This is a genomic window from Sphingobium sp. IP1, from assembly GCF_002708645.1.
GTDB classification, from domain to species: domain Bacteria; phylum Pseudomonadota; class Alphaproteobacteria; order Sphingomonadales; family Sphingomonadaceae; genus Sphingobium; species Sphingobium yanoikuyae.
In genome coordinates this window covers 1-20106 of the sequence record NZ_NOIW01000097.1, presented here as the reverse complement: position 1 = coordinate 20106, position 20106 = coordinate 1, and the positions used below count along the sequence as shown (strand labels likewise).

Sequence of the window (20106 nt, the reverse complement as noted above, 5' to 3'; positions counted from 1 at the left end):
GGGGCGTCACTCCGGTCGGGCTACGCCCTCCCTCCTTGACGCCCCATATCGGCAGTTCGATCACGAAACCGGCAGACGATCCACTTATCCCATGCCGATCCCTGTTCAGACCAACCCGGCCACCTCTATCGCCGCCGTTCAGCTCGTCCACCAAGTGTTGGAATCCATCCAATAGCAGATTGATTCCAACACCCGATGCCCGTTCCGCCTAAAATTAGGACTATGCCAGAGGAGGAGAAGCTAAAGCCTGATTTTTCTCCACTTGGCCAAGGCAGACCATATTCTTATTATGTAGCTTGATAATAAGACGAGTATTTTTTTGAATAATAGTAATAGGCGCCCACCGATTGGGAGCTCGTATCTACCATCGTGAACATCGCGCCGACAAGGTTCGCGCCATCCGACTTCAGCCAGGAGGCGGCAGAGCTGACCACTTGTGAGGGCGTCGCATCCCACTTGATGGCAAGGACGACCGCATCTGCCAAAGCAGCGAGGAAGCGCCCATCAGCAAGACCCACCAGCGGGGGCAGGTCGAGGATGATGGTGTCATAGCGCTTGGACAGTTCATCCAGAATGCGGGGCATCAAGTCATTGCCGAACAGATTCTCGGAACTGAAATAGGGCTTCTGAACGATGATCTGGTCGAGATTCTCAAGTCCGCTGGGCTGAATTGCCTGCTCGAGGGATGCTTCGCCATGCAGAAGCTCGACGATGCCTGGGCCTGGCTGAACATCGGCAATCTGGCGCAGCTGAGCCCGGCGAACGTCCGCATCCACCAAAATGGTCTTTCCACCATTAAGGGCCATGGTGCGCGCGAGGCCGAGCGCGGTTGTCGTCTTGCCTTCACCCGGTAGCGCAGAAGTAAGGGCAATAACCTTGGGGGCTTCTTCGCCCTTCACGCCAAGGATGGAAGCGCGCGCATTGCGGAGAGCCTCTGCAAATTGCGACGTAGGCTTCTCGATAAGGACATCGGCCGGGCGCGCGGTCTTGCGGACATTGGGCACCGCGGCGATCAACGGCACGCCAAGTTCGCCTTCAACGTCCTCAACGGTGCGCATGCCCGAGACCATCATTTCCTGCGCAGTGATCACGGCGATGCCGGCGCCGGTGCCGATGATCAGCGAGAGCAGGATGAACAGCGGCTTGTTGGGCCAGTAGGGCGCCTGCGGTGCTTCGGCGACGTCGATAATCTGTGCCTGGGCGATAGAGTTTTGCGCGGCTTGTCGTGATTCCAGAGCAGACTGCGCGAGGCGGTCATAAGCCTGGTGCTTGCTATCTGCATCGCGCTGCATGCTCGCGGCAATGACGGACGCACGCGCATTGGCCGACTGCTTGTCCTCAAGTCTCTGCATGGCGACGCGCAGGCTTCCTGCGCGCGCCTCGGCTGCGTCCGCGTCGGCCTTGAGCGAACGAATGACGCGTCCTGCTTCTTCGCGAAGCTGGCCATCAATTGCGGCGAGCTGATCGCGCACCTTTATGAGATCGGGATAGCGATCGCCATAGCGCATCTGCATTTCACCCATATTCTGGACAAGCAGGCCGCGCTGTCGCCTCAGATCCTGGATGGTCGCAGAGTTGCGAACGTCCGAAACGGCATCCAGATGTCCACTTGCGACCTGCTGTTGCGCCGAGATCTGCTTGGAGCGCGCTTCAGCGGCCACTGATTCCGCGCTTGCAAGCTGCACCGACAAGGGACCGACCTGCTGGTCGGTGATGGTGCCCTGATTGTTCGACGCGCCGCGAACGATGCCGGCGGCCGATTGATACTGGGCAACCTTTTCGTCTGCCGAGCGCACCTCAGCGGCCAGTTCGTCCATGCGCTTCTGGAACCAGGCGGATTGGCGCTCAGCGGTGCCGATCTTGGTTCCTACCTTGGTGTCAAGATAGGTGGCTGCATAAGCATTGGCGATACGGGCAGCCTTTTCCGCGTCCCGTGAATCGAACCGGATGGCGATGATATAGGTAAGCTTTTCGCGCCCAACGCTGAGGTGTCCCCGAATGGCATTGGCCACGATCTCGATCTTTTCATCTTCGCTTACCGGGCCGGCCTCCAGCCGAGCGGCAATGCCTTCATTATAATCGGCATCATCGATGAGTTTGAGGCGCTTCACGACCGCGCGGGAAATGTCCATCGAATTGATGACCGACACTTCGGTTTCAATCGCTTCGCTTGCAAGCTGCGCCTGCGCTTCGTTCGCGCTACGAGCAAGAGGGTTCCGGCTGGGATCGATCTGGATCCGTGTCACCCCCTGATAGGAGGGCGCGAGCTGCAATGTCGCCACGACGCCGAGGATCGTTATGCCGCCTGCAACCGCTGCCAGCGTCAGATAGCGGCGGCGCAGCACATCCTTGACGCTTTGCACGACATCCGCAAGGCGGGCTTCATATCCGGCTGTATTGGAAACTTTCATCTATCCCGATCCCTTGCCCCCGAACGCACAATCTGTGCGATCATGTCGGATGGTTGAATATTCATCGTCTGATCCGAACCGAGACCGTAGCCCGGAATTCGTCAAACGCTCGACCTAAATTGCCGCCATGTGGTCTTGAAGAACCATAACGAAGATTGCCGCCAAAACTCAATCCTCTTGTCATCTGAAAGCGCGCCTCAGTCGCCAGGGACAGGACATCGGTATATTGTGTCGACTCGAAATAATCACGTCTTGCGACATCTGCGCTGGTCGAAATTACAAGATTTTCAAGAAGTTCGTGGTCTATGCGGACGCCCAACCGATTGTCAGAATATGCGCCGGTCGAACCAAGGGCTGCATCCTGAATCTGTCTTCGTGCAGTAATGCCCACTGTGGTGATCGGGCTCGGGAAAAATTCGACCTCCGCTTCGACTGACAATCCTTTTGCATCAGGATATAGTTCCGACTTATAGTCTCGGCGGCTATAGCCCACGCCGACGCTCCCGCGCATCAGGCCCGCAAGGTCAAAATTCGTACCGCCAATTATGGCATAGCCATTGGAATCGCGGTTTGCGTTACCATTGGCCAGAAGGGTGTCGTAGTCATTACGATCATAGATGAGTTCGGCATAGAGTGAGAGGCTAGGCGACAGCGCAAAATCGGCAATGCCGGTAATCCGATCCATTGTGCGGTCCCGAAAGCTCTGATCGCGTGAGGGCCGATCGATGAAATCAACGCTGCTGAATTCGAAGGTCGAGCGTTCCAGTCCTGTGACAAAGCGAGTGCGACCCATTTTGTAGGTCGCCCTGGCATTCAGCATGGTCTGGAGATAGCTCGAGACATTGGTGGTATTCGCGACAACATCATCGGCAAATGGTGACTCAAATCGCCGACCTGCTTCGCCGGCAAGGTCAATCACCAGATCCTGACTAACATCCAGCCGCCCGATCGCGCTAGCACTCCAGCCATTCTGGTTGCGAACGGTTGCCTTTGCATAACGCCTGATATCGCCCGAAGCGACAAGCCGGAGGCGATGGACATTCCAGTCCGATGTCAGGCTGAGCGACGGTTGCGTGATAAGGAAGATATCGCTCTTCTTGTTCGCATTGTCCGCATAGACGTTGGAGGTGAAGCCCGGCGACACTGTCAGTGCCGGATTGATCAGGAAGCTTCCCAATCGATAGCCCAAAGGGTCAAAGTCGGGATGAGGACGCTCCAATACGCTTACATTGCGATCACGCCTAAAGTCGGGAGAAATGACCGGTTGAATGAGCGTCGTGGAATTCGACGCCTGAGCCATGGCGTGGCCGCTCGGCGTGGCGAGAGCTGCCCCGAAGCCGGCAAGGGCCATCAATCGAGGTAGGGCTTTGCGATGCAACGATGTGCTCGTCATATGGGAACTGGCGGCGCGTGGGGTGTGAAGGAGATCTGCCATCAGCAGGGCACGCACCCTTCCTGGCACGGAGCGAGGTGCCCCGCGCTCAGGCTACGGCGATCAGGTGCCCCTTTGCGCAACATCCGAATATATCTTCCCCCCTTTGCCATCTGAATGCTCAGAAATAGCGTTCGCCGATACGCAACGTATCGCCTGGCATGACGCGCAAATTGGGCGTCAACTCATAGGCCTGCTCGACCTTCTCGCCAAAGCGCCGGATATAGATGATCTTCTTGCTCGCGCGGGGGGTATATCCCTCGGCCGTCGCGACGGCGTTAAGTGCCGTCATGCCGCTGGCATAGGCATATTGGCCCGGCGCCTTGACCTCTCCAAGCACGAAGAAGGGGCGATAGGAAATAATTTCCATGCTGACCCGGGGATTACGCAAATATCCATCTGCAAGCAGAGACTGAACCTGCCCTGTCACCTGCGACAAGGTCATGTTCGCCACTGCAACATTCCCGATCAGGGGAAGGGAGAGTTCGCCATCAGTACTGACCGAAAATTCTCCGGATAATGTGGGCTCACTGAAAACGGTCATCCGGACCTTGTCGCCTGCGCCCAGGGCATAGGTTTCGGATATGTCCGCTCCGGCAACATAGCGGTCGCCCGAAGAGATGAGATGATCCGAACCGGCACAAGCTGTAAGGAGCAGGGCCGCATTGAGGAAAATAAGTGCAGAAGCCTTCACGCGCACAGAGCCCCCGATAAATGGCGATACTTCACTCACTGGGTATCCTGAAAAAGCTGATGTCGCAAGATGTTCTACCATTAACAGGTTGCGGAAAAAGGCTCTTTCCTTGAGCCGCTTGAGGTGATTCAGACGCCTTCAACTGAGGTTGAAGGATTTGAGATGCGGGGCGGCGATTACCGGAGCGAAGGGTTGTTTTCCTACGTGAGCTGCGAAGCTCGGGTTCCGGCTAACCATCCACTTCGGGCGATCCGCGCGATCGTCGACGAAGCTCTCGAGGTGATGTCGGCTGATTTCGATGCGATGTATTCGCGCATTGGCCGGCCATCGATCCCGCCCGAGAAGCTGCTGCGCGCACTGCTCCTGCAGGCTTTCTATACGATCCGCTCGGAGCGCCAGCTCATGGAGCAGATGGATTACAACCTGCTCTTCCGCTGGTTTGTCGGCCTGGCGATGGATGCGCCGATCTGGGATGTCACGGTCTTCACCAAGAACCGCGAGAGGCTACTATCCAGGGACGTTGCCGCCAAGTTCCTGTCAGCCATCATCAACCAGGCACGCGTGCAGGCTCTTCTGTCCGACGATCATTTCTCGGTGGACGGCACGTTGGTCGAAGCGTGGGCCAGCGTGAAGAGCTTCAGGCCCAAGGATGAAGGCGGCCCCGGGGATGACGATGACGGTGGTTCAGTCTCCGGCCATGGCGAGCAGAAAACAGCGCCGAGCAATGCCGGACGCGATTTCCGGGGCGAGAAGCGCAGCAATGCGACCCATGCATCAACCACTGATCCCGATGCCCGCTTATTCAAGAAAGCGCGGGGCCAGGCAGCCAAGCTGTGCCATATGGCCCATGTCCTCATGGAGAACCGCAATGGCCTTGTAGTCGATGCGATCCTCACCCACGCGACCGGCACCGCCGAACGCGAGGCCGCACTGACCATGCTGGGCCGGATGGAAGGGCGCCATCGGATCACGTTGGGCGCGGACAAGAACTACGACACCGCCGCCTTCGTCGAGGCATTGCGCGAGATGGACGTCACCCCGCACGTGGCCCAGAATAACACCAATCGCCGTTCTGCCATTGACGGGCGTACGACACGCCATCCCGGCTACGGCCTCTCCCAGAAAATCCGCAAGCGGATCGAGGAAGTGTTCGGATGGGCAAAAACCTGCGGCACCATGCGAAAAACCCGACACCGTGGGCAAGATCGCGTCGGATGGTCCTTCACGCTCACCGCTGCCGCCTACAACCTCGTCAGGCTACCGAAACTGCTGGGCGCAACCTAGGCCTGCGCCTCATAGCGCCCGAGGCCGGTCAAAAACGACCGGATTCTGGAAGGTTACCTCCCAGAATGACTGACGCCTTGGGCTAGAAAACGGCGAAAGCGAGGCCAATGGCCGGCTCTGCCAACCCTTTTTCCGCAGCCTGTTAAAGATTTTCTCGGCGATTCTTCGAATTCGGCTCGCTTCCATGACATCGGGCATGGCAGGAAGATCTCATATCTGGCCTGCGGCATATCGAAGAGAATAACTGCCATCGATGTGACGCATGTCACGGACAGGCTGCGTCCGTCCAATATCTAGCAGGTGAAGCGGTGCATGAAGATATTGCACTTGCGCAGAACATATTCTTCGCCGTCGCAATATGATAATTTGCGCAATGCAATAATCCGGGGCGGAGCGATTCGCGCACTCGGTTCACGGTCTCGTTTCGGAAATTGTCCGGGAGGAGGCGATGTATTTCCTCGGGCAGGGGCGAGGAAATCTTGATGTTCTGATGTTTTTGAGGCGGCGCTCAGACGTGCTTGCCAAATCGAGCAATTGGGGGACTAAAGATGCGCTTGTTCTGCCTGATAGGAATCCATCGTCCAAATCGAGAAAGAATTTGGGATGACGGCATCAATATGCGCGCCAAATGTGCAGATTGTGGGCGAGGCATGATCCGTGCGCAGGATGGGTGGCGTCTTTTTCGTGGCTCGGACGAAAATCCGCGTCGAAAACCGCACCCTCGGTCGGGAGGCTGACTGGCTTCAGCTTAAGTTGGTCAAGCGGACCTGCGACTCCATCCCAGGCGGCTGCGCAGTCGGTTGATGCGACCTGGCTTGGCCGGCCTATCGATAAAATCTGCGAGTTTCTCCAGAAATTCCTTCGGCGCTTCCGTGCTTAGCAGTGGCGATGCTGCAAGGCTATCGGCGCGGCCCAGTAAGGCGACCAGATGCTCTTCGTCCTCAGCTATGAAGACGCCTGGGAAGCTGCGGAATTGCCGCAGCGTGGCGATCTGATGACCGTTGCGATGCTCGCCACGGCGATGATCGCGAGCGAGTATGATGATCGGCTTGCCCAGTTCAAGGGCTGTGATGATCGAGCCCATTCCGGCATGGCTGACTAAAAGACTTGCCTCTGCCTGCAGGGCGGCAAAAGCCCCCTGATCCAGAAATGCAAAGCTGTTGAGCGCCTTGGTCTGATAGTCCGATGGGCCGATCTGCGCGAAGATGTCGCGTCGCCCGCATCGCATGGCCCACTCATCTACTGCCTTTACAAGTCGATCAAACGGCAATTGTGTACCAACGGACAATAAAATCACATGACCTGCCCGAAATAAGTGATGCCCTTGGCGCGATTGGCGAGCTGCGGCCACTGGGTCAAGCGCAGGTCTGCGACGCCTCTTACCGCGCGCCCTGACAACGACAACTCCTCGCTATTGGCTATGGAATCAATCCAGATTGTTCGTGCTCCAGAAAATTTTCCAAGAAGAATTGCTAGTGCGCCTGGCGCTGCGCCTGTGGAAACGATGAGTTCCGGCCGAAATTCCCGAATGATGGCGCGCAATTGACGTATTGATCCCAACATCGTTCGCAGATCGTCACGCGAACTGTCGTTGATTTGCAGCACGGGGCGCCGCCCCTGCGGCGGGGTCATTCCGGCGGCGGTGCTCACAAACTGGCAGTCCCAGCGCGCAAAGGCTGAAGTCATGCGGCAAAGCTCAATCCAGTGCCCCCCCGATGAGGCGACCAGCAAGACGCGCCTGGCATCACCCCGTTGAAGCGGGAAGACGTGTCTATTGCCACTATGGGTCGCAGGGGGGAGGGGGGCAGTCTCGATCGAGCGCACGCCTCCTGCCACTTGTCTCTGATTAATGCGTCCAGGGTCCCCATCTGCCCGCATGTCGCCTCAAGCCCCCAGTTCATCGACATGAACATTACACGCAAAGACATGACGCAACCCGTGCATAAAATCTATAGCCCTGTTCCAGTTTGCGTGAAGAAATTCGGCAACGCGCTGGTCGACTGCAGCTATGGATTGACCTTGCATGCGGTGAGAGAATAAATGATGTCCATGCATGCTGTCCATATGATGTCGGGTCGAAACGCGAATTTACCAAAAACGGATGCTGGTGAGCGAATCTATGCGGTCGGCGACGTGCATGGAAGATATGACCTGCTCGAGAAATTGATCGATGAGATAGGACGCCACAACCGCGACCTCTCGCCGGCAAAGTCCCTTCATATCCTGTTTCTGGGCGACTTGATCGACCGCGGACCTGACAGTGCGCGAGTTCTTGGCTTTTTGCACGACCTTCAGCGCAAGAGCAATCGTGTCCTGGTGCTTCAAGGAAATCATGAAGAAGCGATGGTCCAGGCGATCGATGGTAATCTTGAAATATTGCAGGGTTGGCTTCGCTTTGGTGGCGCCGAAACGGTTCGCAGCTTTGGACTGGCCCCGCCTGAAGACGGGATGGATTTGCGCCGATATTTGCGCGAGTTGCGCGCGGCCATTCCTTCCAGTTTGGTCGATTGGGTGCGCAGGCTGCCGTTGACGGCGAGGTCGGGCGATTATTTTTTCTGTCATGCGGGCATTCGGCCGGGTGTTGCGCTGCGCAAGCAGGTGCGGGACGATTTGCTGTGGATCCGCGATGATTTTCTCGATGATCCGCGCGATCATGGAGCGGTCATCGTGCACGGCCATAGCATCGAGACCAATGTGCAATTCCGCGGCAACCGAATTGGCATCGATACAGGCGCCTATCGCACCGGCACGTTGACCGCTCTTTATCTGGAGGACGATCGGCAGGAGTTGATCTCGATAGACGCCTGATTGCACCGGGAACGGGGCGGGCGCACATGATGGCGATCAGGTGGGAGAATTGAGTATGTCGGGCGGCCGGCGGGCAAGAAGGGTTGACCTTAGTGACGAACAGGTCCGATTTCTTGAAGCAGAGCTTGGCCGAGAGGGACTGTCGCCCTTTCTGGCCGACAGATATCGGGCGATATTGCTATGCGCCAAGGGCCTGCCGAGCAAGGATGTCGCAGATCAGCTCGGTATGCACGAGCAGACCGTGGGCAAGTGGCGTAGGCGCTATGCCCGGGGCGGGGTCGAAGCCCTGACTGATGGCCAAAGATCCGGGCGCCCGCGCAGCATAACGCCCTCCAAGGCAAATCATCTTGTTCGCCGTACCATTGCAACCCATCCCCAAGGCGCCAGTCATTGGACCATCCGGTCCATGGCTAAGGAGACGGGGATGTCGCAAAGCAGCATCAGGCGGATATGGGCCGCATTTGGCCTTCGGCCCCATCAGGGTGTTTCTGCAGGGGGCGACCAGGCTCCGGCGCTGGCTGATGTGAGCTTGCGCGCCGCAGGACTTTACATGTCGCCCGGCAGGCGTGCCCTCATATTGGAGGCGGGCGCGGGCGCGTCAGGCCAGGATGTCATCTCCGCCCTTGGTCGGCCCGGCATGGGCAAGGGCTGCTTGGCTGATCTTCTGGAGGGGGTCGAAGAGGCGATCAGGGTTTCCGGAGCGGATGGGAAGCTGCGGCCGCGCGCTGCATCCTTTCCTGCCTTTCTTGACCGGGTCAATATCGAGCTGGCGCCGCAAAGCGAAGTCCATCTATTGCTGGACAATTATGCCACCTCCCATGATCGCGTGGTCCGAAGCTGGCTATTGATGCACCCGAAATGGAAAGTTCATTTTTCGCCGGACGCGCCATCTTGGCTCGCGCAAGCGCAGTTGTTTCTTGCAAATATCGGGGCGGAGCCTGGCGAAGAAGAGGGGGGCGTTCCAAATAGTCTGGCTGCGCTGGCCGCGCTCTATGTTTCACAGGCGAAGAATCGATCGCGATCCTTTAGCTGGGTACGGTAATATGTTCAGGAAATTTCCGTCGCTGCGCATATGAGTCGCCGGCTCGCGATGGGGCTGGAAGCGGGGCGAAGCTCTCAGCCTCAACGCGAAATGGCGCAGCCCTTATTTGCGAACCGATGATCTTCACGTTCCAGCCCTATTTGCGGGGCTTGTGCTATTGGCCCGGAATCGGTCAGATGTCGGCGAATTTACGGGTCATCATTTCTCTAGCTATTCTGCACGTTGTTCTGGTTGACCTGTTGTGTCCGAGATGTCATAGGAAATGATAGCAGAGGGGGCCATGAATATGGCCGCAGGCGTTGGGAGCAAAGCATGATTAAGAAGACGATTCTTGGTGGCACCGTAATCGCGGTCGCCTTTGGTTCGGCCTTTGCTGCGCAGGCGCGTGAAACGCGGCCGGCCTTTCTTGCGCTTTCGACGGCTGCCGCGCCGGCTGCTGCAGCCGCGGCGCCTGGTCAGGATGCCGGCTCGACGAGCAGCACGACGACCGCGACCAAGTCGCCCAAGAAGGCACTTCTGATCGGTGGCGGTGTGATTGTTGCTGGCGGTCTGATCGCGATCATTGCCTCGGGTGGCGACGACGACTCCAGCCCTAATTAAAAAAGACGAATGCCATAGGGTGCAGCCGTGGCAGGCCCTGGCTATTGATGGTCAATAGCCGGGGTTTTCTTGTGCATGTTGTTTCTGCTTTTGCAGGGTGCCAAATTTGCCTTCGCTGACGCATTTTGGGGTTTTCCTTTCGACTTACTCGGGTCGACTGGAACGCCGTGATGATCAGTGCCAAATGTCGTGACGGTATTGAACTTGATGCAATTTGCCTTGAACAAATTCGCTCCGCGCACGGCCATGGATATGATCGCAAGCAGAGGGGGCGAACTGTTTCTTCTCGTCGCGCTTGTGCTGGGAGGTGCCGGGCGCGCCCATCCGCTCCTTACGGGCCTGATATGCCTCCTGTCGACCGTGCTGCTTTTTGTTGAAGGGCAGCGTTTCGTCTGGGTCGGGCGCTCGATTTACTTCAAGATGGCCTGTCTCTTATGGGTGGCGTGGCTTGCTCTTCTTTTTGCCCAGATCGTTCCCCTTCCGCCCGCAATCTGGCATGATTTTCCTGGCCGAGACAATGCGATCGCCATTTATGAGCAGGCTGGCTGGGCAGGCAAATGGCATGCCCTGAGCCTTACGCCCGACAAGAGCTGGGCGACGATCTTCGTGAGTCTGCCGCCATTCCTCATGTTCTTGCTGTCCTCTCGCGCGTCGCGAGAGGATCTGCGGCGATATCTGGCGATTTTTCTGGGTATTGCGACGCTCAGCGCTGCTGTTGGCATTTTGCAATTTGGTGCAGGGGCGGGGAGTCCCTTCTACCCTTATGAAACCGCGCATCAGGGGGCAGGTGTCGGCCTTTTCATCAATCGCAACCATCAGGCCACTTTCCTGTTGCTCGCGATCATGTTGTCGCCCGCCCTGCTCGCGTTGGATTCGGAACGGAGCAGGAGGCGCGCGCCGGCTGGGCGCGGAAGCCTGATAACTCTCATTCTGGCGATGATCATGAGCGGTGGGGTTCTTGCGACCACGTCGCGAACCGGGATCATGCTGCTACCCGTTGCGATCATGGTTGCACTTGGTGTCGCCTATATTGCTGGCGCTACCGGTCGAAAGCTTTTCTGGGGACTGGGGGCTGCCGCGCTGATGGGGCTTGCCATGGTGCCAACGCCTGTCGTTCAGCATATTCTTGAACGTTTCTCGACGGTGGCTGAGGATGATCGTGGCGCCTACTGGTCCAATACGCGCCACGCCATCGACGAATATTTCCCGGCCGGCAGCGGTCTTGGAAGCTTCCGGACAATCTATCCCACAGTCGAGCCGCTTGAGCAGGTCGGGCCGTTGCGGGTCAATAATGCGCATAATGATTATCTCGAATTTGCTCTGGAGGCAGGCCTGCCCGGCCTCATCCTGGCCGCTCTTGTCCTGGCCCTGATTGTCGGTGCGACCTTCCATGGGCTTAGGCCATCCAATCCGCCCCGAATGCGGGCCTTGATCCTGGCTTGCGCTGGCGGGCTTTTCATCCTCCTGGGCTTCTCGCTCGTCGACTATCCCTTGCGGATGCTCTCGATCGCGATAGTCGCGGCATTGCTGCTTGGCCTGATCATGGGCGCGCAGGCGCCGTTGGCAAGTCAGCGCAAGGGCGCCGGTTCCATGGCTCGCTCTGCCATTCTCGCCGTGCTGTCCCTGTTGGCAGCCTGGCAGGTCGTCGCGATTCAATGGGCCCGCTCGGCCATCCTTGCTCGGGACGGTGAGAGTGCCGTTGCTGTTGCATCCTGGATGGCAGAAGGCTGGTCCATCAAGGCGGATGCGGCGGATCGTGCAGACAAGCCTGAAGCAGCGCTCATCCCGGCAAGAGCGGCTTTGGCGATCGCGCCGCTTGATGCTGTCGCCGTGCGCGCACTGGGCCTTGGCCTTCTCGCGCAGGGCGATCGGGCGCGGGGCAATCGCATGCTCGAAACAGCGGCAAGTCTTGGATGGCGTGAAGAGGTCACGCAATATTGGCTGGTCGGCCGCGCGCTTGAATTTCGTGCTTTTGACGCGGCAATTGCGCGTATGGATGCATTGTTGCGGCGCGATCGTGCCACGCAGGCACTTCTCTCCCAGCTGGTAGCAATCAGTGCGGATCCGCAAGGGCGCCAGGCTGTGATATCCGCGCTCGCCGTAAAGCCGGGGTGGCGCCAGGCCTATTTCAACGCGCTCGCACGCGAAGCTGATGTGGCGACAAGTCTGGCGGTGATCAGCGGACTGGATCGGACTCCAGCGCCCGTAGCCGCGAACGAGACCGCGCTGATCCGCTGGCGCCTCGGTGACCGGGGTGACTGGCAATCGGTTCGGCATATCTGGGAGGCCAGTCACGGCAAGGGGCTGGTCGGCGATGGCGGCTTTTCGATTGCGACTGAGATGGTGGACAAGTCTGGCCCTCCGCTTGCCTGGCGCAGTACGGGGCTTGCCGGCGCGCATGTCGTGATCGCCGATCCCGATACATCCTGGAAGGGGCAGGCGCTGATGGTGACAAGCGACGGATTCGCGCAAGGGGCCGTCCTTACCCAGACGCTTGTTCTTGCGCCAGGCCGCTATCATTTCTCCTTCCTTTATCAGCCCAGGGGGCAGGGGGGCTCGGGCATTGCCTGGCGCATCATTTGCCCCGAGGAAGAAATGCCCGCGCCGGCGCTCGCGTTGCGATGGCAGAATATGCGCGAGGGATGGAAAAAGGGCGAGGCGCTTATAACAGTCGGTGCGCAATGCCCCGTCCAGCAGCTGCAGCTCGAACTGGAGGGCAATGATGCCATCTCGAGCGCCTTCTTTATCGACGATGTAGCTCTGGCGCCGGTCGATTCATCGGCTCATTGAGCAACTGCAAGATATTGCCAGATCAGTTCTTTGGCTGATAAGGTAAAGAAAATATTGGGGGCAAGACCATGATGCGGTCCATTTTCTTGGCAGTTGCAGCAGGAATGATGCTTTCTGCCTGTGTCAGCAGTTCTATCGGGCCCAATGTTTCGCAAGGTGAAGAATCCTACGCGAAGATACCTGCGCCCGTTGGCGGGCCCAAAGCGCAGCTCTACCATATTGGCGAACTCGACAGGATCGACATCACCCTTTTCCAGGAGCCTGAAATGTCGGCAAAGGGCATGCAAGTCGATGCCGCAGGCGACATCTCGATGCCGCTCATCGGTCGTGTTCATGCCGCAGGCCTAACCACCACCGAGCTTGCCGAGCAGGTCCGGGCCAAGGCCGCACGCTTCTATGTCGATCCTCAGGTCACTGTGAGCATAGCAAGTTCAGTCTCGCAAAACGTGACTGTCCAGGGGCAGGTGACCGAGCCTGGCATATTCCCGCTGCAGGGGCCCACAACGCTTCTTGATGTCGTCGCGCTGGCCAAGGGGGAAACCGAAAATGCCGCTCTGGATCAGGTCGTGGTCATTCGCTTCATTGGCGATAAGCGCTATGCTGCAGCCTTCAATCTTGAACGGATCCGCCGCGCCGAAGATGCCGATCCTGCAATTCTCGCGCGCGATATCGTGATCGTGGGCCATAGTGGCACCAAGCAAGCCTGGCATGACGTGCTGCGCGCAGCACCGCTCCTCAATGTCTTTGCGCAATTCTAGCCGGTACAGGGAAGGGGGCTGACCCATGATGAGCGCCAACAGGCTTCATATGGCGAGCAAGGAAGAGATCGAGAATTACGATCTCCTCGAAGATGAACGCCATGAACTATTTTTCGATCTGCGTGCACTCTGGGCGACGGTCTATCGCAACCGGCTCGTGATGGGGCTTATTCTTGGCGGTTGCATCGCGCTTGGGATTCTCTCGATCCTGGTGATGCCGCGCGTCTATGAGGCGCGTTCGAGCGTACAGATCGACCAACAGGTCGCAAAGGTGCTCGGCACCGAAGATGACCAGACGGTTATTGGTGGAGCGGATGCCGATCGCTTCCTTCAAACCCAGGTTGACATCATCAAGAGCCGATCAACCGCCAAGAAGGTATCTGATAGTCTGGGACTTGCTGCGAACGACAGGTTTCTCGAGCAGATGGGGGTCGGTCCTGTCCTTGGAGACAAGCGGGGGCGCCGCGAAGAGACCGTTCTCAACACCCTTCAGGATAATCTTGATGTCGATCTCAAGCGCAATTCGCGCGTGGTCGGCATCCTGTTCAAAAGCCGCGATCCGGCTCTCGCTGATCGCGTGGCCAACAGCTATGCGCAAAATGTGATCGAGGGGAATATCCAGCGGAAATTCTCCACCTCCACCTATTCGCGCAACTTCCTCGAAAAGCAGCTTGGCCTGGCCAAGCAAAGGCTTGAAGCCTCAGAGCGTGCGCTGATCAGCTATGCGCGTTCGGCGCGGCTGATCGATGCCAGTTCGGGCGCAAAGCAGGATTGGCAGGCCAGTGGCCCTCGCTCGCTGGTGACGGCCAACCTTGTCCAGCTTAATGAAAATTATGCGGCTGCCGCTGCCGCGCGGTCCCAGGCCATGGAGCGCTGGGAACAGGCCCGGGGCGCCTCGCTGATGACCTTGCCTGAAGTTCTTGGCAATGACGGCATGCAGCGTCTGTTGCAGCGCCGCGCCGAACTCATGGCTGATTTCACCCAGTTGCGCCAGCGCCTTACGCCTGAGCACCCCACCGTGACGCAAGTCGGTGCGCAGGTGAGTGAACTCGACCGCCAGATCCGCAATTTCGCCGAGAGCATCCGCAATTCGATCCGCAACCAGTATCTGACCGCCGATCGTCAATATAAGGCCCTTGAGGCACAGGTTGCAGCGCTCAAGGGCGCGACGCTCGCGGAACAGGATCGCTCGGTTCAATATAATATCCTCCAGCGCGAGGTGGATACCAACCGCCAGCTCTATGAGAGCCTTCTGCAGCGGTTCAAGGAAGTCAGTGCGGAATCGGGCGTTGCGACCAACAATATCTCGATCGTCGACCATGCCGAGACGCCGCGTAAACCGACCTCACCGCGCCCGCTGCTCAACCTTGCCTTGGCGACCATCTGCGGGCTTGGCCTGGCTCTGCTCTACGCGATTGCGCGCGAGCGGCTTGATGATGCCATCCGCGATCCGGGCGATGTCGAAACCAAGCTGCATCTCCCGCTGCTTGGTGTGGTACCCGAGGTCGAGGGCGGCGCGCCGCTGGCCGAGCTTGAGGATACCAAGGCAGAGATTACCGAGGCCTATAATAGCGTCCGCACGGCGGTAGAACTTTCGTCGAACCAGGGCTTGTTCCACTCCATTCTTGTGAGCAGCTCAAGCAAGGGGGAGGGCAAGTCCACCACCTCCTTCGCCCTCGCGCGGGGCTTTGCGCTGGTTGGTCGCAAGGTGTTGCTTGTCGATGCTGACCTTCGTCGCCCGTCCTTGCATCGCTTCCTCAATATGCGTCAGCCAGACAAGGGGCTCTCCTCTGTCCTTGCGCGTACCTGCAGTATCAGTGATGCAGTGCTGCCCATGGGCGTTCCCAATGCCGCTTTCCTGCCGAGCGGTCCGCTGCCACCTGATCCTGCCAATCTCTTTGCAGGCGATGCCGTCGAGCAGTTGCTTGCCACCCTTGCCGATGATTATGATCTCGTCATCCTCGACGGACCGCCGGTGCTCGCGCTTGCCGACGCGACCGAGCTCACCGCTGCGGCTGAGGCGACCATTTTCGTGTGTGCTGCAGGAAGCGCTCATTTCGGACAGACGCGAAATGCCGTCTCGCGCCTCAATCGCGCGCATGGCCGGCTTATTGGTGCTGTGGTCACCAAATATAATAGTCGCAAATCTGGTTATGGCCCGTCTGCCGACTATTATCGCTACAATTATGAGGAAGACCCCGCCTGAGTCGGGGCAGACTAATTGGATCCAGCCTGTTCGAACAAGATGCCGTCATGGCCTGGAGCTAATGTGCCAATATGATCCCGCAGGCCGGCTTTTCCCCGCCGGCCTCGGGGCTCCGGCGCCCTGGTTCGTCCCACGAACGGGGCGTCGGGGCACAAGGTCAGGCGCGCAGCCGCATTGCCGTGCCGACCTTGCCGGCAATCATGTGTCGCAGGGATATTTTTCCTTAAGAGCCACGATGATGACCGAGGCAGCTTCGGCCGCTCCATGACCAGGGTTGGCCTTGAGATATTCGACAAATATGCGGCGCAGATCCCCCTGTGGGGTTGCCGGCGGCAGGCAATATTCGCGCATGTTGAGCCAGGATTCATAGGCTTTGGCGGTGTCGTTGACTCCGGCAATATAGGCAAAACAATAGGAAAGCATCGGCGCGGAGCCGGATTCGCATTTTTCCATGAGCCCGTTGGCATTAAGATATCCGATGGCAACAGGCGACTGTGCCATGGTGCCTGCGAGCAGTAGAAACGCTGTAAGCAAATTCATGGCCTCCTTTTAACAACTGGACCAGTTAACAACTGGACCGGCAAAACTACCATCGGGCCTGTCCGAATGACGCCCGATGTTGAACTTTGCTATCTTTCCCATTATGCGATCCGCGTGTCAGGGCAAGATCAGCATGAGGGTTTTGACGAGCCCAATCCGGTTCGCCCCGATCTGGACTGGTTATATGAGTCCAATATTCCAAGGCACCGGCCGAAATTCGCGCCAACGTTTCTTGCTCTCATGCTCATTTTCATTTTGGCAATCGCTATGGCCTGGAGCCAATGGGGGCGACAGGGTGGGCATGGTGCTTCGCCTAAAGTCCCCGTCCACCGCTCGGAAATTGGCACCGCGATGCCTCCCATTGCCTCCGCGCCCTTTGCGCCCGCCTCGCTTCGCGCGCTTAGTCCGCAGATGGCAAGGCAATTCAACGATGCGGTGGCCGTTGATGATCATGGCATCGTGCCCGCTCGCGCCTTTCTCATGGACATGGGCAGCGACAGGGGCAAGGACAGGGGCGTGAGCCTGTCCCGTTCGCTCGACTGCCTGACGGCTGCAGTCTATTATGAGGCGGGCAATGAACCGCTTGACGGGCAGAGGGCTGTTGCCCAGGTCGTCCTCAATCGGGTTCGTCATCCAGCCTATCCACACAGCGTGTGCGGGGTCGTTTTTCAGGGCGCTGAGCGCCCGACCGGCTGTCAGTTCACATTTGCCTGCGACGGCGCGCTCGCACATGTGCCCGTGCCTGCCCTGTGGGCGCGCGCACGAGAAGTGGCGTCCGCGGCGTTGGGGGGATATGTTTACGCGCCTGCGGGATGGGCGACCCATTATCACGCCAATTATGTCGTTCCTTATTGGGCGGCGAGCCTTTCCAAGATTGCAGCGGTCGGCACCCACATCTTCTATCGCTGGCAAGGTGGCTGGGGCGAGGCCAAGGCTTTTTCCGCCCATTATAGCGGGCAGGAAAATCTATCATTCTGGCAGGAAAAAACACTGGTTGAAGCGCGCGACGATAGGGCGCCACAGGACGAGCATGTTGCAGCCAGCGTCGCGCTTTCGGACAGACCGATAATCGGTCACGACGGAGCGATCGCGGGCAAGAATGGCGATATCGTCCCTGCAAGCCGTGCCCCTGCCACCGCTCCTGAGCAAGTGGCCGAGGCAGCCACTGAACGCTGGATCCTCTCGGGGCCGCTTGAACGGACCATCGTGGGACGACCGAGCGGCAGCCGCGAGGTCATCGGCGCTGCTACGCGGGCGCCGGATCTTCCTGCGACACAGGCGACGCATCCATCATCCTGATATGCGCGCATGCTACGGGCGCAAGCGTGGAGCGGCGCCAATATGTTGTTCCATCAGCCTCCGTACGCAGCAAAGAAAAGCCCAACTGCGCATAATGGTCGCGCACCAGGCCATTGCGTGGGGTCGGATTATACACCCCTTCGACAATTGCGATGCCCCTGGCCTGCGCCGCCCTGCATATCTCAGCAAGCACCATCGCTTCGACGCCACGCCCAAGCACCCGGCAGCTCATCAGCCAGCTGTCGATCCGCCACACATCCGGCTCCAGGGGCCTGAGGATGATGACGCTGATCATGCCATTGTCGCCAAATATATCGCGCAGACGCACCTGGATCGTGTGGAGGTCGCGATCCTTTGCCATCTGCGCGACCTCATGGGCAGCGTAGCGGCGCGTGGTCAGGTTGAACTGGTTGGATTTGGCTATCAATTGGGTGACCCGCTCAAGACCACCTGAAGAAAAGGGCGCAAAGCCGATTTCCATGTCGAGCGAGGCGAGATAGGCGTCCAGCCCCCCCGAGGCATCGGCCAGGGCAGCGCGCTGCGCATTGGCTTCATAATAACCGCTGCGCTTGGCATCTTCGTGCGACATGATATGGGTTTCGAAATAGCCTGCAGCCGCCAGGGTCCTGGCGTAAAGGGCCGGATCATCGGGCAGTTCAGGCACGGCGACATCGGGCAGCATCTGGCGGACAAGGGCACGTTCTGCCGGATTGTCATCGAGAAAGACGAAGGCGGACAGCCCAAGGTCGAGGGTTCGCGAAATGGCCTCGATGTTGCGGGCCTTGTCGGACCAATTGGCCTGGAAGACCGCAATATGCTTTTCCCTGATCAGCATGTCGGGATGCTTGCGGAACATGTCCCGCGCGGTTGCATCATCATTTTTCGACGAGACAGCCAGGACGACGCCGCGCGCGCGCAGATCCAGTGCAAAGCGCTGGACGGCTAGATAGGCTTCCCCCAACGCGTCGCCCTGGCCAAGGTGAACGCCTTCCAGGCCGTCGTCGCCGATGACACCGCCCCAGAGCGTATTGTCCAGGTCCAGGACCAGGGCCCGGCGCGACTTGCCAGAAATCGCGCCTAGCAAACGTGCGACCTGATCTGAAAAATAAGGGCTAACTTTTAGTGAAAACGGGATTTTCCCAATATTCCACTCGCCCGGCGAATGCCATTGAGATGCCCCAACGACCTGCGCGATGGCGTCAACATCAAGAAGATGATCCGAACTGCCTTCGAGGGATTTGAGCAGCCTCTCATTGTAGCGTGCCGCGCGTGCCCTTATGCTTTCAAAGGCGCGCCGCTCATAATTGCCATAGAGATTTTCCGGCGGCGGGGCGATGGTCTGAAGGATGGCAGGCGCGCCGCCATGGGCGGCGAGGCCATCCCTGATGGCCTGCAGCCTCATTAGGGCACCCTCGACCGGATCCTGCCCAACCTGTCCTTGGGAAGGGGACACCAGTTCGCGATGATCCAGGCCGATCAGGACCGCATCGCATCGGGCCTGATTGATCCGCGAATTCCCGTCCAGCGCATCCTGCATGGCCTGCCCGAAATTGCCCTTGATGCATTCGAGCAGGATGCCCTGGCGCGCAGCCGATGCAACCAGAAGAGGCACGAGCAGATCGAGCGTCGCGTTGGAGACGAGGCCCAGGCGAAAGGGTGTAAACCCCTCCAACTGCGCGCCTGCCGCGACCAGGTCGGTGATCTTGCGTCCGAGCTGGGTGAGTTGGTTGGCGCTTAAAGCATAGTTCGAAAGCGCGCGCAGGGCCTTGCCGACATTTTCTGCCTGTGCCACCGCCCGCAGCTCCGTGCGCCACCCGGCGCCGGGCGAAGGGAGCCATTGCAGTTGAAGATAAAGATCCGCTGACATGCCTGCCTCTTCGCACGCTTTCTTGCCATTTTACCCTGTTGGTATCAGGCAATCTTAAGGATGACGCCGGTGGCATTGAGCGCAAAGCCAAGCGCTACGCTCTTGACCAATTCTCTCGCGGTAACCGGCAGGTTTGCATTGATGATGGCTGCGGCGATGGAGGTCACGCCGGCGAAAAGCAGCACCGACCACCAGCGCGGAAAGTCAGGTCCCTCCAGCGGATGGGGCCAGGCGGCGACGAGCGGCAACAGGACCATGAGAAAATGGCCAAAGCAGGAGGCGATCCAATGCGTGAAGAAGCGCGGAATGGTTTCTCCAAGCTCGACCTGGGGGTCACCTGCCACGATGTTTACCGTTCCTGCCATCCGATAGTTG

Annotated in this window: 16 protein-coding genes; 8 read left to right on the top strand and 8 right to left on the bottom strand. The window is 58.7% G+C overall.

Annotation, left to right across the window (positions count from 1 at the left end; translation table 11 throughout):
* Positions 1-287 precede the first annotated feature (287 nt).
* From CG471_RS23610 to CG471_RS23600, 3 genes are all read right to left on the bottom strand, one after another.
* Positions 288-2411, bottom strand: coding sequence for a polysaccharide biosynthesis tyrosine autokinase (locus CG471_RS23610; protein WP_099233971.1), 2124 nt, complete (start codon positions 2409-2411; stop codon positions 288-290).
* Positions 2412-2472: 61 nt separating this feature from the next.
* On the bottom strand, positions 2473-3846 hold the full coding sequence (locus tag CG471_RS23605) for an outer membrane beta-barrel protein (RefSeq protein ID WP_099233970.1): 1374 nt from the start codon (positions 3844-3846) through the stop codon (positions 2473-2475).
* Positions 3847-3964: 118 nt separating this feature from the next.
* A complete protein-coding gene (locus CG471_RS23600) occupies positions 3965-4576 on the bottom strand; it encodes a polysaccharide biosynthesis/export family protein (protein WP_257211672.1) in 612 nt (203 codons plus the stop codon).
* A gap of 123 nt (positions 4577-4699) precedes the next feature.
* Between CG471_RS23600 and CG471_RS23595 the strand changes: the two genes are divergently transcribed.
* Complete coding sequence (locus CG471_RS23595; RefSeq protein ID WP_010335539.1) at positions 4700-5821, top strand: IS5 family transposase; 1122 nt, start codon at positions 4700-4702, stop codon at positions 5819-5821.
* Between the two features lie 757 nt (positions 5822-6578).
* Here CG471_RS23595 and CG471_RS23590 read toward each other — a convergent pair.
* Entirely contained in the window at positions 6579-7118 is a 540-nt protein-coding gene (locus CG471_RS23590) for a glycosyltransferase (RefSeq protein ID WP_099233969.1), read from the bottom strand.
* Positions 7115-7507 (bottom strand): hypothetical protein, encoded by a 393-nt coding sequence (locus CG471_RS23585; protein WP_081331832.1) that lies wholly within the window; start codon positions 7505-7507, stop codon positions 7115-7117. The genes CG471_RS23590 and CG471_RS23585 overlap by 4 nt, the downstream gene beginning before the upstream one ends.
* 354 nt (positions 7508-7861) lie before the next feature.
* Here CG471_RS23585 and CG471_RS23575 point away from each other — a divergent pair, with 354 nt between their 5' ends.
* The 6 genes from CG471_RS23575 to CG471_RS23550 all read left to right on the top strand — a co-directional run bounded on the left by CG471_RS23575 (position 7862) and on the right by CG471_RS23550 (position 16025).
* Positions 7862-8629, top strand: coding sequence for a metallophosphoesterase family protein (locus CG471_RS23575; RefSeq protein ID WP_257211671.1), 768 nt, complete (start codon positions 7862-7864; stop codon positions 8627-8629).
* A gap of 55 nt (positions 8630-8684) precedes the next feature.
* The gene (locus CG471_RS23570) at positions 8685-9671 is read left to right on the top strand and encodes a helix-turn-helix domain-containing protein (protein WP_099233967.1); all 987 of its coding nucleotides are present in this window, start codon (positions 8685-8687) and stop codon (positions 9669-9671) included.
* Positions 9672-9983: 312 nt separating this feature from the next.
* Positions 9984-10271: a hypothetical protein gene (locus CG471_RS23565; RefSeq protein WP_099233966.1), complete on the top strand. Its 288-nt coding sequence runs from the start codon at positions 9984-9986 to the stop codon at positions 10269-10271.
* 219 nt (positions 10272-10490) lie between these two features.
* Positions 10491-13061, top strand: coding sequence for an O-antigen ligase family protein (locus tag CG471_RS23560; protein ID WP_180275784.1), 2571 nt, complete (start codon positions 10491-10493; stop codon positions 13059-13061).
* A 68-nt stretch (positions 13062-13129) separates the two neighbouring features.
* Entirely contained in the window at positions 13130-13819 is a 690-nt protein-coding gene (locus CG471_RS23555) for a polysaccharide biosynthesis/export family protein (protein ID WP_099233964.1), read from the top strand.
* Between the two features lie 25 nt (positions 13820-13844).
* Positions 13845-16025: a polysaccharide biosynthesis tyrosine autokinase gene (locus CG471_RS23550; protein WP_099233963.1), complete on the top strand. Its 2181-nt coding sequence runs from the start codon at positions 13845-13847 to the stop codon at positions 16023-16025.
* A gap of 198 nt (positions 16026-16223) precedes the next feature.
* Here CG471_RS23550 and CG471_RS23545 read toward each other — a convergent pair whose 3' ends face one another.
* Complete coding sequence (locus CG471_RS23545; protein ID WP_143560266.1) at positions 16224-16565, bottom strand: Rap1a/Tai family immunity protein; 342 nt, start codon at positions 16563-16565, stop codon at positions 16224-16226.
* Between the two features lie 66 nt (positions 16566-16631).
* Here CG471_RS23545 and CG471_RS23540 point away from each other — a divergent pair, with 66 nt between their 5' ends.
* Positions 16632-17864 carry a cell wall hydrolase gene (locus CG471_RS23540; protein ID WP_257211670.1) on the top strand — a complete coding sequence of 411 codons (1233 nt, stop codon included), beginning with the start codon at positions 16632-16634 and terminating at the stop codon, positions 17862-17864.
* Here CG471_RS23540 and CG471_RS23535 read toward each other — a convergent pair.
* Both CG471_RS23535 and CG471_RS23530 read right to left on the bottom strand, forming a co-directional pair.
* Entirely contained in the window at positions 17812-19731 is a 1920-nt protein-coding gene (locus CG471_RS23535) for an HAD family hydrolase (RefSeq protein ID WP_099233960.1), read from the bottom strand. The genes CG471_RS23540 and CG471_RS23535 overlap by 53 nt on opposite strands.
* Positions 19732-19775: 44 nt before the next feature.
* On the bottom strand, positions 19776-20106 hold a 331-nt coding region (locus CG471_RS23530), incomplete at its 5' end, for a hypothetical protein (RefSeq protein WP_180275783.1).

Bases quoted from the DNA above. Each gene is read 5' to 3' on its own strand.
- CG471_RS23610 (WP_099233971.1), bottom strand. From the start codon at position 2,411: ATGAAAGTTTCCAATACAGCCGGATATGAAGCCCGCCTTGCGGATGTC.
- CG471_RS23605 (WP_099233970.1), bottom strand. From the start codon at position 3,846: ATGGCAGATCTCCTTCACACCCCACGCGCCGCCAGTTCCCATATGACG.
- CG471_RS23595 (WP_010335539.1), top strand. From the start codon at position 4,700: ATGCGGGGCGGCGATTACCGGAGCGAAGGGTTGTTTTCCTACGTGAGC.
- CG471_RS23585 (WP_081331832.1), bottom strand. From the start codon at position 7,507: ATGACTTCAGCCTTTGCGCGCTGGGACTGCCAGTTTGTGAGCACCGCC.
- CG471_RS23575 (WP_257211671.1), top strand. From the start codon at position 7,862: ATGATGTCCATGCATGCTGTCCATATGATGTCGGGTCGAAACGCGAAT.
- CG471_RS23570 (WP_099233967.1), top strand. From the start codon at position 8,685: ATGTCGGGCGGCCGGCGGGCAAGAAGGGTTGACCTTAGTGACGAACAG.
- CG471_RS23565 (WP_099233966.1), top strand. From the start codon at position 9,984: ATGATTAAGAAGACGATTCTTGGTGGCACCGTAATCGCGGTCGCCTTT.
- CG471_RS23555 (WP_099233964.1), top strand. From the start codon at position 13,130: ATGATGCGGTCCATTTTCTTGGCAGTTGCAGCAGGAATGATGCTTTCT.
- CG471_RS23550 (WP_099233963.1), top strand. From the start codon at position 13,845: ATGATGAGCGCCAACAGGCTTCATATGGCGAGCAAGGAAGAGATCGAG.
- CG471_RS23545 (WP_143560266.1), bottom strand. From the start codon at position 16,565: ATGAATTTGCTTACAGCGTTTCTACTGCTCGCAGGCACCATGGCACAG.
- CG471_RS23540 (WP_257211670.1), top strand. From the start codon at position 16,632: ATGACGCCCGATGTTGAACTTTGCTATCTTTCCCATTATGCGATCCGC.
- CG471_RS23535 (WP_099233960.1), bottom strand. From the start codon at position 19,731: ATGTCAGCGGATCTTTATCTTCAACTGCAATGGCTCCCTTCGCCCGGC.